Origin of the sequence: Collinsella sp. zg1085, assembly GCF_018889955.1 — a bacterium.
Lineage (GTDB): Bacteria > Actinomycetota > Coriobacteriia > Coriobacteriales > Coriobacteriaceae > Collinsella.
Window position 1 is genome coordinate 1113863 of the sequence record NZ_CP076545.1, and the last position, 13733, is coordinate 1127595.

Consider the following 13733-nt stretch of genomic DNA (forward strand, 5'->3'; position numbering starts at 1 on the left):
GAGGTCACTATGCATATTCGCGACCTCATTCGAGAGGCGTTTCGAGCACTTGAGGCAAACCGCGTACGCAGCTTTTTAACCATTCTCGGTATTGTTATCGGCATTGCCGCTGTTATCTCAATGACGTCTCTTATTGGCGGTATTCAAGATAACCTCATTGGCTCGCTTGGCCTCAACGCCGCGCGAACCATTGAGATAAGTAGCTGGGGGTTTACCACTAAGCAGCTTGAGCGTCTACAAAAAGTTTTACCTGGTTATGAGCTGCTTGAAGGTACAAGCAGTGGTTGGACTGAGACCAAAATTGATAATAAGCAAGCAAATGCAAATATTACTGGTTTGAGCCCCAAGATGCTTGAGCTATCAGGCAAAACAAAGCTCATTGCCGGACGTTATTTTAATGATGCAGAAAACAACTCTTCCGCGCGTGTTGTTATTCTTGACCCTCATGCTGTTCAGTTACTCTTTAAGACTGAAAACCTAAACGTCATTGGCAAGACTGCTCGAATAGGCACGCGCAATTATACGGTAGTAGGCATTGAAGAAGGGCGTCCTATGGGTAGAGGTGGTGGCGACCGGGAGTTTTTCTGGGCAACCATGCCATTCAATACCGTTGTACAGGACTTTAATGGTGGAGATAAGCGCCTTGATGGAATAACCGGCATTGCACGTGAAGGTGTCGATGTTGACGAGCTTTCGGCAAAAACAAAAGAAGAGATGGCTAAGATTCTCAAGATAACCGACAAAGAACAAATTGATGACCGCATATATATTCATACTATGAAGTCAGTCATTGATTCAATGAATAAGTTTATGGGTTCGTTCTCGCTGATTATGAGTTCGGTAGCAGGTATTTCGTTGCTGGTAGGCGGTATTGGCATTATGAACATGATGCTTACCAATGTGACCGAGCGTATTCGTGAAATTGGCGTTCGTCGCGCTTTGGGTGCAACGCGCCGTGACGTAACGCTGCAATTCTTAACTGAGTCTGCAGTGCTTTGTGTAACCGGCGGTATATTGGGCATTGTCATTGGCTACCTTATTAGCTGGGGACTTGCAGCAGGCGCAAGTGTTCTTGGTCTTGCTTCGTCAACCGGGGTCGAAGAAGGGTCGGCAATTATCCCGTCAATGTCAATTATGACCATTTGCATAGCTGTGGGTATTTCCATAGCAATTGGCGTCATCTTTGGCTACTACCCCGCTCGCCGTGCGGCAAAGCTGGATCCTGTTGAGTGCTTGCGCTATCAGTAAGGTATACGCGTCTGCTTGTTTCCTGTAGGCGAGGTGTGGGGCGAGCTGTGGTTGCTGCACTGGTTTCGCTTTAGCTTGTTTTACTTTGCTAACTGGGCGAGTGAATTGAAGCCTTGTGGGGCGGCATTGCCTTTCGCTTCATCTGAGTTGAACGAATGCTTCGTAAGCATACGAGGTGGCATAGCCTTTTCACGGGAACTGCGCTTCGCGAAAGTTCCCTTAGAAAAGCTATGCCACCCTTATATTGCAACTCCATCTCAATTGAACGAATGATTGCGCTCTACGAATGTTCTACTCAGAATTCTCCGAACGCAATCATTCGTTCTCTCCTTAGAGTAAATGCTAAATTCATGCACAGCGTCCAACTCACCCCACACCCCGCCATGCACAAGCAGCACGTATGGGAGAAAAAGGGTTAGGGTTGAAGTTTTTATGTGACAAAGGAATACACTCCTCAGATAGACTGCACCCCTCGAATGTCTGCCTAAAAACGTAAGCATCGCAAAATTGTTCGTTTCTCAAGTCAAAATCGACCAAGGTATTGCATTCTACGAATGTGCTCCGCAGAATTCTCCGAACGCAATACCTTGGTCTTTCACTTGGTTACCATTCCTGAAGAAAAATTTCATTCAAATAAAGTCCTGTCACGCGGACTCTTCCTTAAAACGGCAGTTTATTCTCTCCTGCACAGATAGATTCCAAAACATCGCCAACTTGGATAAGCAGTTTTGACAGAAATGGGCAATCTGGCACTAAATTCTGACAAAAACAGGCAATCTGGCAATAAACCCCCTGTAGTTCGAAAAACTGCAACTCATCTACCTGCAGGTTTACGAAACAACGAATAACCCACGGGGGTTCTACACTACCAAATTGCCCATTTCTGTCAAAAGAGGTTGGACTAGAATCGCACGTGCACTACTGCTGACCTGCGCGATGGCAAAAATGACTAATTTGACGCAAAAATCTGTCATTTTTGACTAATTTGGCGTAAAGCGACAACTGTAGCTTTACTCGCAGCTCATCTACCTGCAGTTTTGCAAATCAAATACTAACCCGCTGGGTTATAGAGAGTACTTTTTCGATATTTTTGCCAAAGCGACAGGTGTAACTTATCGATGCGACAATAGTGCCAGTATCTGATGCAGTGTAATAGTTGTACTGCTATATGGAGCAGCCTAAATGTGCTGTTGTCGCATATGCTCATACTATGTCGGTATACTGCTCCAACGCATAACGATACAATATTGATACACTGCAGTAATGACCTGACGTAATCGGAAGCCGTAGATATTCTCGGAGCTAACAACGTTCCAGCGAAGTTACGAAAATGCAGGGTTTCTAGTAAGTTAATCAATCTAGTGTACGAAATTTTGCCAGTAGTCTGTGTATAGGGGGGCTGTACAAGCAAAATTTTCAGCATTTTTGCAGGAAAGACGCTTTACTGTAGCGGAGTGTACTTAACCTCTTGCAAAAAATCGTACACTGGGTTCGTTTCCTCTGAGAGCGTTGATGTAATGCAGCACATATTACTTATTAGTTAAAAATAAACACTACAACAGAGGTAGTTTGAGTGGAGAGACCAAGGTATTGCGTTTGGAGAATTCTGCGCAGCACATTCGTAGAATGCAATGCCTTGGTCTTTGCGCTGCCTTAGTGAGAGTGAAGTTCGCGGGCAAGTAAGTGTTTAACGGTAGGAAAGAGCTTCAACCCAAATCCTTTTTATCCCATACGTACTGCTTGTACATGGCGGGGTGTGGGAGTGAGCTGAGTGCCATATGTGTATTTGACATTTACTCTAAGGAAAAGGACGAATGATTGTGCTTGGAGAATTCTGCGTAGTACATTTGTAAAGCACAATCATTCGTTCAGTTGAGGTGGAGCTGCAATGCAAGGCGGGTGAGATAAAGTCGCAATACAAGGGTGGCATAGCTTTTCTAAGGGAACTTTCGCGAAGCGCAGTTCCCGTGAAAAGGCTATGCCACCCCATAGGTTTATGAATTACTCGTCCAATCGGCAAAGTGAAAACTATGCCACCCCGTAAGCTTACGAACCATTCGTTCAACTTAGAGAAGTGAAAAGTCTGTGCCATCCCACAAGGCTTCAATTCACTCGCCCAGTTGGCAAAGTAAAACGAGCTGAAGTCAAACAAAGACAGCAACCACAGCTCACCCTACACCCCGCCTTCTGGGAAACAAGCGAGCACGTATGCCCACCTATGCTCGAAATCGCTCCCAACGCTCACGGATACTCACCTTGTGAGCGCTCTTCAAACCCAAGAGCGGCGCCGCAACAATAGTTGGCACAATAAAAGTAATCAATCGCCACAACAAATACCCTGCCGTTGCCGCCGAGCCATAAAAGTGCCCCAAAAACAGCGCAAAGCCGCCCTCTGCCCCACCGGTTCCACCCGGCAAGGGCACCGCAGAAGACAATAAATGAATAAACGCTGATGCCGCCATCACCGATAAAAAGTCTACGTCATGATGTCCAAATGCAAGCATTAAGTAATACGGAACCAGATAGAAAAAGCCAAGCTGTAACATGGTAATAACAACCGTTAAAGCCATCGATGACGCATGTTTTGCTGCATACTTAAAATTCTCGGAAAACGAATATACCTCATTGTCTACAAAGCCGCGCCAATGCTCGATTTTTTGCTGCGCCAACCCAAGACGCGCCAAGCAGCTAATCCCCCAGTGCGACACACGCGTCACCGTCTTAGGCATAAGCGCAATCGCAAAGATAAGCAGCAAAATCAGTACATGACCACCAAAACTAAATATGCAAAGAATAGTTAGAGCACCCACATCGGGATAGCGCTCCAGAAAAAACGGCATACGAAGCGCCAGCAGCAAACCACCCCACACCACAAGTCCAAACTGATACACGATAAAGCGTGTAAACTGCGTGGCGCCAGCCTCTCCAACATTTTGACCCGCCTTGGTCAAGCGATAAATCTGTGCGGGCGTTGACCCCACCATCATTGGTGTTAGATTGCCAAAGAAAATGCCACTCGCCTCAACAGAAATAAGGTCGCGAATACCAACAGGCGAGTTTGGGTCTAACCATACGGCAATGGCATACGCTGCAATACCAAAAATGAGATACATCAACATGCACAGACAAGCCACGGTAAGCCACAGCACCTGAACGTTTGACAAGGCATCTACAAACTGTGCTACCTGCCCTGTTGCTACCAAATACACAACAAAGATAAGCAGCGTCGCCCCAATAAAAATAGCCCCGCGGCGCGCCCCTTTGTGATCATCTCCACCAGAAGGCGCGCTAGCTGTTGTAGATGCGTCCAGAGAACTGTCCGTACACGTGCTCGATACCGTATTGGCGTGAGCTTCTGAACTATCTTGAGACGTGTGCTGTGAACCCTGAGATTCATGCTCACGAGATGACCGATGGGTTTGCGACATAAGGCTCCTTGAGTGCCATGAAGTCTCAAAGCACCTGCCTTGAGACTTCAATCAACCTGACTGATTGTAACTCAGACGCACACAATCTCACGATTTCCCACGAATACCGCGCAGATTATGAACATATACCATGCTCTGTTAGATAAGCATCTCAGAAAACGTACTGCCAAATCTGACCAATCTGACCAATCAAAATACGTGCTCTAAAAGGATTGCGCCGCATAATTGGTCAGATTTGCTCAACATAGCAAACACTACCCAAGCCTCAAACCTGCGCATCAGAAGCAAGCGCCGACCTAGCCTAGTGCTTGCCTGTCTCCTGCTCAAGACGCTCCATCTCTGCTAGTTGCGCGGGCGTAAGTTTGCGATAATGCATGCATCCAAACACAATCACAGCAATACAAATAACAATACCAATAATAAACTTACTCTCGATGCTACTGCCAAAAGGCGTGCTCACCGCCTCAAAAAACAAAGGAGACAAAGCCATACCCGCATTAATGCCCGCCATGCCAATAGCAAGGTTGAAGGCGCGTCCTTCCTTGGCACTATTACCGGCCGCAAAGTTTCCTTCAAGCGGCAGGAAAGTTTCCTTGCCAAGCGACAGCAAAAAGCCCGCCACACATACCAACGCAAAGCCCGGAGCTAGAAGTGTGAGCACCAATCCAAGCAAGCTCACCGTCCAGGTGAGCGGCATGGCAAGATTCTTAAACCTGCTAAAAAGGCTACCAACTACAAGCCCTGCGGGTATGCCAGCTAAACTCACCACCTGTGTTGCTGCAGCTGCCTCAGCTACACCGCCCAATCCACGCGAGGCAATAATGAGCGATACGTTGCTGCTAAAGAGCTGAAATACCAGGATAAAAACAAAGCTTACCAGCGTAATGATACGCACCTCGCGGGGCATGTTTGCAAACACATTCACCTGGCGCTGAGGCTCAAGCTCTCCTTTTGGCAAACAGATAATCTCAATAATAATGAAGGGAATCATGGCATAAAAAGCCATATAAGACTGAGTCCAGCTCTCGGCTCCCAAAAAGCCTGATAAGCCGACCCAAAGCACACCGCCTAAAGCTACAAAGGTGGAGTAGATGCCCATAACAAAACCGCGCTGCTTACCCTCAAAATAATCAGCAATCAAAGCATCTGAAGAATTTTGTAGCGCTCCAATACCTACGCCAATAAGCGCTGAGCCCACCAGCAACTCAACCAAGCTTGAGTGCAAAAAATAATAGACTGACAATCCTGCTACTGTTAGCAAACAATGTCCGGCAATAGTCGTAATTTTTTTGGAGATGTGTTGCGCCAACAATGATGACACCAACATGGCAGATAGAGCCATAAACAGTGGAATCACGCCAATAACCATCTGAACGAGCGCGATGTTTTCATCAGGAAACGAGGCAGCGATTTGTGCCAAGATAGGTACCGGCACCAACATGCCCATAATCGTCATGGCAGCAGCATAAATGCCCACCAAATACCGTTTCTTTTCTGTACTCATATTATTTGTTCCTTTTCTGCTTCAACATAAATAAGCCCTATATATATGCATAGGCGCTCAAAACGCACTAAACAATAACGGCCAGCAACTCAAGTACCCCTGAGTCTGCTGACCGTAGAGCTCTACGCGCTTATGTACGCGCCCACCTTATGCATTATCAAAACCTTGAAACGCCGGAATACCCGAATATGTGCGCAGCGGCTCAACGCCCTCTAACACACGAATAGCACCTGCAGCCATAGCTTCAAGCTCAAATTCACCGGGGTAGGCAGTGATAGGTGCAATCCAGGCACAACGCCGCTCAAGCCCCTCAAGCAGCTCGGTGCTATGCACCATACCGCCACCTAGCAAAATGCCATCTACCTGACCCTCAAGCACACAGGCCATAGCGCCTATCCATTTTGCAATCTGATACAACATGGCTTCCCACGCACGACGAGCCGCACGGTCGCCGGCATGCATGCGCGCACGCACTTCGCGCGCGTCGCTGGTATCAAGCAAATCAACAAAGCCGCCATTTTTCATGCAACGAGCACGCAGCTCAGCAGCAGAGATGCCCGCATCAACAAGCGAGGCAATCTCGGTTACCGGAATGCTTCCGCAACGCGTTGGTGTCATAGGGCCTTCGCCGCCCACAATATCGTTGCCATCTATCATGCGTCCGTGTTTGTGAGCAGAAATACTAATGCCACCGCCAATGTGGCAAACCACAAAGTTGCAGTCTTCGTATCGCTTGCCCAGCTGAGCAGCATGCCTAATTGCCGTCTCTTTGAGATTAAGCGCGTGAAGATGCACATGCCGGTATACGCCAGCGAGCCCCGTCATACGAGCTAGCTCACAAAGCTCATCGGTGTCGGGTGGGTTTACCACAAAAGCCGGACGACCGCCCGCCTCTTCTGCAAAGGCATAGGCCAGCTGGCTTCCCAGCTGCGCTGGATGCTGAATACCATTTGCCCCCACCTTTGCATGGCTGAGCAACAGCTCATCAACCTTATAGGTACCACCCTCAACAGGCACTAATCCACCGCCGCGCCCCACAAAAGCATCAATGCTTTCAAGCTCAACACCGTGTTCGCGCAAAAGTTCAAGCACCATATCACGCCGGTAACCAAGCTGATCGTTCATGGTCTCAAAGTCCGCAAGCACCTGTGCATCATGGTCGATGGTTTGCGCAAAGAGCTCATGTGTGCCTTCAAAAAGCCCAATTTTTGTGGAGGTAGAGCCCGGATTGATAGCCAAAACTCTCACAAGCTTCTCAGTGCTCATACGCTACTCCTCCTTGAGCGCAGCAGCACGCACGCAGCTCATAGCAACATTGCCAACAATTTCTTCTACACCGGCTGAGCGCGAACAATCACACACAATTTTATTGAAGCCCTGCAGCATAGGACCATAGGCTTCTGCCTGCGCAAACTGTTGTACCAATTTGACCGCAATGTTACCAACGTTTAAATCTGGCCAGATGAGCAAATTTGCCTGCCCAGCCACATCGCTTTCGCGCAACACCTTGCGCGCGGCAGTGCGTGGGTTAATAGCGCTATCAAGCTGGAACTCGCCATCAATCTTTAGGTCAGGGCGGGCACTTCGAGCAATTTCGAGCGCTTCAACAACTTTTTCAACCAAAGGACCGGCACCGCTGCCGCATGTGCTATAAGAAAGCATGGCACAACGCGGCTCCCAGCCGGTAAGCGCATGCAAGGTATCGCAGGCAGAAATAGCAATAGAAGCTAGCTGGGTGGCGGTAGGGTTTTGACACACCGCACTATCACCAAAGCCTAAATAAGCGCCTTCGCTTCCCTCAAAGCCAGGAATATCAAAGATGCCCATGCTTGAGATGGTCTCGATACCAGGAGCTAAGCCAACGATGCTTTGACCAGCAACAATAACATCTTCGGTGCTGGCGGTAATACCTGCAAAGCTCACGTCAACCTCATCGACTGCCTGCATAATGAGTGAGCGCTCAAGCGGCTTTGCAAGACGACGGCGCACGCCCTTTTCTTTATAGCGACAGCTCGGCAGCTCCAAAAAACGCTGGAGCAGCTCTTCGGTGGCAGTTTCGTCGGCAATATCAGCAAGCTCAACCATTGAGAGGTCAACGTCGCAGTCCTTGGCAACACGTTGCAACTCGTCAGTGTTTCCCACCAGCACACAATGCGCCAAATCGCGCTTAACAATCTCGCCCACAGCACGCATCATGGTTGGGTCAGTAGCCTCCGAAAATGCCACGCGCTGAGGCGCTGCTTTTGCGCGCTCAAACATGCTATCCATTAAGCTCATAGCAAAATCCTTTATCTCAAAACACGTCCTAGAGCTCGTCTTCAACCCGCTCAATAAGCTCTTGCAGGCTCTTCATCTTCATAATTTCATGAATGGTAATTTCAACATCAAGCTCATTCTCAAGGGTTGAGGTAAGTGCAATCATTTTCATGCTGCCGCCGCCCAGCTCATCAAAGCTGGTTTCTGGCGAAAGCTCTGCCACGTCAACACCATAGGCAGCTGCGGTAACCTCTAATACCTGCTCAGTAAGTTCTTGTGAAGCCATAACTACATTCCTTTCAAAACGTTTGTAAAAATCTGCGGGCGCAGAAAAAATCTGTCTGAACACGCGCCCATCTGTTCCTAAATGAGTTCTCTAATCAAGCTCAAAACAGAGCTGATGCCAACCTTCACGCTCGACCACACGCGGATGCACCCCAATTATCTCCCCTGCCTGAATGCGTGCGTTAATCTCTGCGCGCTGCTTTTTGCCAGCTCCAAACACCACAAAGGTATAGATTGGCCCCTCATCAAGCTGAACAGCACCATAGCCATATTTGCCCTCAGCCTTGAGATAGGGTTTGTCATTTTGCACACCAGGCGTAATAAACGACAACAAGTGCCCATGACCTGTCAGCTCAACCCATTCGGTCTTTAAGCCACCGCACGAATTGCACATAAGATGCGGGGGAAACTCAATAGCGCCGCACTCAGGACACTTGCGTCCATAATAGTGACCCTCTGCTACGCCGTCATAAAACTTTTTAACAATTGGCTCAATACGCTCTTTTTCCATGGCTTTTCCTCCTAGTCAACAGTCCGCAGAATCTGGCAACGAATATTTTGACCGCCGCCAAAACCACGCAAGAAGGTTGTCTTGGGGAGTCTCTTCACCTGCGTTGCGCCTGCCTGACCACGCATCTGCTTTACTGCGTCATAAATATCCGCCAAGCCTGATGCACCATGCGCATGACCAAAATTACAACGACCGCCATGTGGATTTACTGGCTTATCACCCTCAAACGACATACGACCGTCGCGGGCATACTGCCAAGCCTCGCCACGCGGAATGTAGCCCGCTTCCTCAGGAGCACAAATATCGCCACCCATAAAGAAGTCGTTCACATACATCAAATCAATCTCGTCAGGCGATACCTGTGTAAGCTCATATACCTGCGCTGTACCATCACGGGTGCCCTGATACTCGTTAAGCAGAGTTGCCCCCTCATAAGCCGCAGCTCCGGTACCCAAAACCTCAATTGCAGGCAGTCCGAGTGCCTTAGCTTTTTCGGTTGGCATAAGAATCGCTGCAGCCGCGCCGTCGCACTTTGTTTCAAAACCAGAGACGCGCAGGTATTGCGTGACCTTAGGGTTCATCATTGAATGCAGATATTCATCGGCGTTTGTCATGCCGTTTTCGCGGGCAATCTCATCAAAGCTTTTGTTATAAAAACCAAGCGGATTAAGTACTGCTGCACGGCGCAAATCTTGTGCCAGCTTGATGAGCGCACCATCAATATCCTCATCTGATACGCCATAGTCGAGAACATATTTGTTAATCCAGTTATCAAATGAGATGCCAAAAGCGCTATCAAGCGGACGACCATAAGCGCGATCATACACAAAGCCAATTGAGGGCAGCATGACCTCAAGGGGGAAATCCTTGCGCATATGCGCGGGAGCGTTATCAACAGGCAAAGTAGCCGCCAAATCAACCGCGCCCGTTAAAACGGTCTCGTAGGTTCCCGATGCAATAGCCATAACAGCCTGCTCAATAGAAACATAGCCGGTACAGCATGCCTCAGAATGATGAACCGATGCTTTTCCGCGCATGCCAATCCAATCTGCCACCTGCATGTTGGGAGTTAGCGATGCGCTAATCATAAATGGGTTGGCAGACCCATGAAAAAAGTAATCAATATCGCGCGGTGCAAGCCCGCAGTCTTCCATAGCCTCAAGCGCTGCGTAAGCAAAGGCCTCGCCCTCGCCGAGCCCCTGCGTCTGAGGATCATCTTCAAAATTGGTAAAGGGCGTACAACCAACGCCAACAATCGACACGCTGCGCGCGTCCTTGCCCAACTTCACCACAGCAAACCACTCCTTTCTTATGCGATGCCAAAGTGACATCTACACATAGCTCTACATGGGCATCTTTGCACCCATATAGAAAGCTCAGCGTTCACTGCAGTGTTTGAACTTTATGATGTAATCATAATAAGAAGCAAGCATTAAGAACAGAACAGGAGGCGTGCGGCTATCTATCAAACTGATTTAGATAGCGCGTAATTGTCTATGATAGCGAGACAGTTTTGGACAAAATGTCTCAGTGTGAGGTGTTATATATTAAAAACATGTTAACCAAGGCAACTGTGCGATTAGCCACGATATTAGGCGCGATGAGTGCTGGTTGCTAGTTACAATTCCTTGCGTGAGCTGCCCTATTCCAGCTCAAACTCAGGTGCGCATGGCAGCTTATTTCCGCCTTCGGTATTCACAAAAAAGTAGGCATAATACATACGACACAACATGGCCGCCGCGGTTTTGGGGGATATGTCTGAGCGCTCAGAGAGCCAATACTTTACAAAACTATGGTGTCCACCAACCATAAATACCAAATACAGGTCCTGATACTCCTGAATACCTGGTATGGTTTTCACTCGCTCGCGCAAATAGTCATACATAAACAAGGTGGCTTTATGCAAAAACTGAGGGTCGCCGTGCGGGCCAGTAAGCAATAGCACCTCATCCCGATATTCAAAGAGGGTTTCCATGCGCTGTATCATCGAAAACGTAGGCTCAAGCTGCGCTTGTGTAAAGCGCACCTTAAGGGCAACTTCATTTATATCTGCTAACAACTCAAGCAGCTGGTCTTCAAATACCTTAACCGCCGCATCAACAGAATTAAAATGGCGATAAAAGGTAGAACGCGCAATACCCGCATAATGAGCAACATCATCAACCGTGATATGTGGAATATCCTTTGTCTGCATGACATGAAAGATGCCTTTCATGATGCTTGTTTTTGTATCATCTTCGCGCGATATTTCTAAAGACATAGCGTTCCTTCACCCAGCAACTCAGCATGCTCATTATATCAAGTTATGTTTTTGGTGCTTGTTGTATAAGGTTCCATGAATTGCGAACAACGTGCATAGCCAGTATTTCAACACCGGTAGCAGCAATTATATGTTTCATTGGCAAAACATACAGATAAACAATTAACCAATAATATAAAAAGTCATCCAATGTGCATCAAATGACTTGAGTAGGTGGTAGCCCGTACCGGATTCGAACCGGTGATCTCCGCCTTGAGAGGGCGGCGTCCTGAACCGCTAGACGAACGGGCCATATGTTGAGGGCACAGCGCACCCTGAGAAAGCAGTGGTAGCCCGTACCGGATTCGAACCGGTGATCTCCGCCTTGAGAGGGCGGCGTCCTGAACCGCTAGACGAACGGGCCACATACTAAGGAGAGGCAGACATTGGCTGGGATGGAGGGAGTCGAACCCCCATTGACGGAACCAGAATCCGCTGTCCTGCCATTAGACGACATCCCAATTGATGTGTCCGCGCTCCTCAGCGCAAGCATGTATATTACGGGACAGTTTGTTTTGGCGCAAGTCCTAATTTATGCGAATTGCCATGAATCTCACAGTTTTACCTTCATATTCGGCTAGCTGCTGTAGAAGTACCTGCGCTTGATGTGGTTGCGCGTGTAGACTCGTGCATCGTCAACGTGGTACGCATGGAAAGCTCATACCCCATCACAGCGGCAAAGCCCTATATCAAAGCCTCTTGACGCAGTGCCCCAAGCAAACTCGCGCGCTCATTGGGCACAGCATCTACCATATGCAGCTCAAGTGCACGATTGAGCGCATGCCCAAGCTGTGGACCTGGCTCCATATCTGCCTCCAGCAAATCCCTACCCGATAGCTCAAGCGTTGCTAAGCTATACGCCTCCCCTGCCTCCAGCAGCTCATGGGTATATATGCGCATATGCTCTATCTCCTGCACGTAGTTATGATATGCCGGAGCTTTTCCCAGCGCGTCGGCACATTTAATATCAAAGAGCTCGTCCATAAGCTGTGGTGCGTCCAGATGCATGTCAGCAAAGCGCTTAAGCATGCCCAACAAGCTAGCACGCGCACATTGCAAAGGAATATCGTGATAGCGCACAAGCGCCTGAGTGTTGCGAATAAGCTGCTCAGGCAGACACAAGCGGCGCATAATCCTTGTGGCGGTAATTGCCCCTGCCTCAGGGTGACCATAAAAATGTCCTTGACCCTGCTCATCAAGACTAAAGCATGTTGGCTTTTCAATATCATGAAGAAGAGCTGCCCAGAGCAGAGACAATGAGGCACGAGGCATCTCAGACGTGACTGCAAGCACTCGGGCAGTATGCTCATAGACATCGGCATCATGATAGCGGCTCTGCTGGTCAAAGCCCATAAGTGGTGCAAGTTCCGGAATTGCGGCACACCAAACCTCAGGGTAGCTCAAAAGCGTAACAGATGCACGGCGCGTATCTAAAATGCCAGTCAGTTCATGCCCCACCCGCTCGCGCGCAATACGGTCAAGCAGAGGTGCCGTAACTTTAAGCGCATCTGCAGTTTGAGTCTCTATGGCAAAGTTTAAGCGTGCCGCAAACCGAAGCGCTCTCAAGATTCGCAGCGCATCTTCCTCAAAGCGCTTTTGTGGCTTGCCAACCGCACGTATAAGCCCTGTATTCAAATCGTGCATGCCGCCATATACATCGAGTATCCCGCGCTGTGGATGCCACGCCATAGCATTTACCGTAAAGTCACGTCGCGCAAGGTCGTCCTGTATAGTGCGTGCAAAGCTTACCGTCTCGGGGTGACGACCATCAGTATAAAAACCATCAAGGCGATACGTTGTAATCTCAAAGCGCTCTCCTGCCGCACAAGCAGTAATACCGCCAAAGGCAATACCAGTCTCAAGAACCGTCATACCGGCTTCAACAAGTGCCGCCTTATTTTCTTGCCAGGTTCCTGACGAGCATATATCAATATCGTGTGAAGGGACTCCGCGCAAAGCATCGCGCACCCAGCCACCCACCAACCAAGCCTCAAGGCCAGTTGCCTCAAGCGCTACGAGTACGGCGAGTGCCGCAGGAGAGGGTTTTGTATTGTTGAGATGCGCACTATCGTAATTCATAAGCTCCAGTATACGCGCCTGAGCGCAAAAGGTAATCGAAAAGCCCTTGCCTTACGTGACAAGGGCTTAGCACTTCTAATATTTACTGTACGCATGGCAGACTATACGCCGCACACGCAGGTA

At 48.7% G+C, this 13733-nt stretch carries 10 protein-coding genes and 3 tRNA genes; 1 reads left to right on the top strand and 12 read right to left on the bottom strand.

The features are described 5' to 3' along the window. Window positions 1–9: 9 nt before the first annotated feature. Window positions 10–1248 carry an ABC transporter permease gene (locus KPC83_RS04750; protein ID WP_216278125.1) on the top strand — a complete coding sequence of 413 codons (1239 nt, stop codon included), beginning with the start codon at window positions 10–12 and terminating at the stop codon, window positions 1246–1248. A gap of 2216 nt (window positions 1249–3464) precedes the next feature. Here the strand turns inward: KPC83_RS04750 and KPC83_RS04755 are convergent. The 12 genes from KPC83_RS04755 to KPC83_RS04810 all read right to left on the bottom strand — a co-directional run bounded on the left by KPC83_RS04755 (window position 3465) and on the right by KPC83_RS04810 (window position 13610). Further along, window positions 3465–4676, bottom strand: a complete 1212-nt coding sequence (locus tag KPC83_RS04755) for a lysylphosphatidylglycerol synthase transmembrane domain-containing protein (RefSeq protein ID WP_253200874.1) — start codon at window positions 4674–4676, stop codon at window positions 3465–3467. Between the two features lie 301 nt (window positions 4677–4977). Continuing rightward, window positions 4978–6180, bottom strand: coding sequence for an MFS transporter (locus tag KPC83_RS04760; RefSeq protein WP_216278126.1), 1203 nt, complete (start codon window positions 6178–6180; stop codon window positions 4978–4980). A gap of 147 nt (window positions 6181–6327) precedes the next feature. Next, window positions 6328–7446, bottom strand: a complete 1119-nt coding sequence (gene buk, locus KPC83_RS04765) for a butyrate kinase (RefSeq protein WP_216278127.1) — start codon at window positions 7444–7446, stop codon at window positions 6328–6330. Between the two features lie 3 nt (window positions 7447–7449). Continuing rightward, the gene (locus KPC83_RS04770) at window positions 7450–8457 is read right to left on the bottom strand and encodes a phosphate acyltransferase (protein WP_216278128.1); all 1008 of its coding nucleotides are present in this window, start codon (window positions 8455–8457) and stop codon (window positions 7450–7452) included. 28 nt (window positions 8458–8485) lie between these two features. Continuing rightward, entirely contained in the window at window positions 8486–8722 is a 237-nt protein-coding gene (locus tag KPC83_RS04775; protein WP_216278129.1) for an acyl carrier protein, read from the bottom strand. Between the two features lie 90 nt (window positions 8723–8812). Continuing rightward, window positions 8813–9232, bottom strand: coding sequence for a zinc ribbon domain-containing protein (locus KPC83_RS04780; protein ID WP_216278130.1), 420 nt, complete (start codon window positions 9230–9232; stop codon window positions 8813–8815). Between the two features lie 11 nt (window positions 9233–9243). Next, the gene (locus KPC83_RS04785) at window positions 9244–10524 is read right to left on the bottom strand and encodes a thiolase family protein (RefSeq protein ID WP_253200875.1); all 1281 of its coding nucleotides are present in this window, start codon (window positions 10522–10524) and stop codon (window positions 9244–9246) included. 350 nt (window positions 10525–10874) lie between these two features. Then, entirely contained in the window at window positions 10875–11492 is a 618-nt protein-coding gene (locus KPC83_RS04790) for a TetR/AcrR family transcriptional regulator (protein WP_216278132.1), read from the bottom strand. A 214-nt stretch (window positions 11493–11706) separates the two neighbouring features. Then, window positions 11707–11783, bottom strand: a tRNA-Glu gene (locus KPC83_RS04795). 35 nt (window positions 11784–11818) lie between these two features. Then, window positions 11819–11895 (bottom strand) — tRNA-Glu (locus KPC83_RS04800). A gap of 23 nt (window positions 11896–11918) precedes the next feature. Next, a tRNA-Gln gene (locus tag KPC83_RS04805) sits at window positions 11919–11992 on the bottom strand. A gap of 223 nt (window positions 11993–12215) precedes the next feature. Beyond that, the gene (locus KPC83_RS04810; protein ID WP_216278133.1) at window positions 12216–13610 is read right to left on the bottom strand and encodes a CCA tRNA nucleotidyltransferase; all 1395 of its coding nucleotides are present in this window, start codon (window positions 13608–13610) and stop codon (window positions 12216–12218) included. Window positions 13611–13733: the final 123 nt, after the last annotated feature.